The organism is Paenibacillus xylanilyticus (assembly GCF_013359935.1).
GTDB classification, from domain to species: Bacteria; Bacillota; Bacilli; order Paenibacillales; family Paenibacillaceae; genus Paenibacillus; species Paenibacillus xylanilyticus.
Genome location: NZ_JABMCB010000043.1, coordinates 1 through 631, shown reverse-complemented (window position 1 = coordinate 631; position 631 = coordinate 1). Strand labels below are relative to the sequence as shown.

Genomic DNA, 631 nt, shown 5'->3' with positions numbered 1-631 from the left:
TATCGATGGGCAACTCATGCAATTATTGTGAGCAATACACACGCGCTTCCAGCGGAGTATAAATGCCTAAAGTAATAAAACCGAGCAATCCATTTACGAATGTTTGCTGGGTTTCTGTTTTAACAACATTTTCTGCGCCGCCACAAATTTTGGCTGCATCGACAGTTTTCTTCTGCCCAATTCCAGAAACGAAGAAATGATGGGTGATGGTTTCCTTTGGTGCTACTGCTGCCGGTTTGTTTTGAACAGTAAACGTCTGTTGAGCACATCCTGTAATAAGCAGGGCCAGCGCAGTAGCGAGTAGCATTTTTTTCATGGTGTTATTCCCGATGCTTTTTGAAGTTCGCAGAATCGTATGTGTAGAAAATTAAACAAACCCTAAACAATGAGTTGAAATTTCATATTGTTAATATTTATTAATGTATGTCAGGTGCGATGAATCGTCATTGTATTCCCGGATTAACTATGTCCACAGCCCTGACGGGGAACTTCTCTGCGGGAGTGTCCGGGAATAATTAAAACGATGCACACAGGGTTTAGCGCGTACACGTATTGCATTATGCCAACGCCCCGGTGCTGACACGGAAGAAACCGGACGTTATGATTTAGCGTGGAAAGATTTGTGTAGTGT

Annotated in this window: 1 protein-coding gene; it reads right to left on the bottom strand. The window is 42.8% G+C overall.

The features are described 5' to 3' along the window. Window positions 1-22: 22 nt before the first annotated feature. Window positions 23-316, bottom strand: a complete 294-nt coding sequence (gene bor / locus HP552_RS00280) for a serum resistance lipoprotein Bor (protein WP_000738492.1) — start codon at window positions 314-316, stop codon at window positions 23-25. Window positions 317-631: the final 315 nt, after the last annotated feature.

What these genes read in the sequence shown, in the direction of transcription:
- bor (WP_000738492.1), bottom strand. Translation starts at nt 316, where the DNA reads ATGAAAAAAATGCTACTCGCTACTGCGCTGGCCCTGCTTATTACAGGA.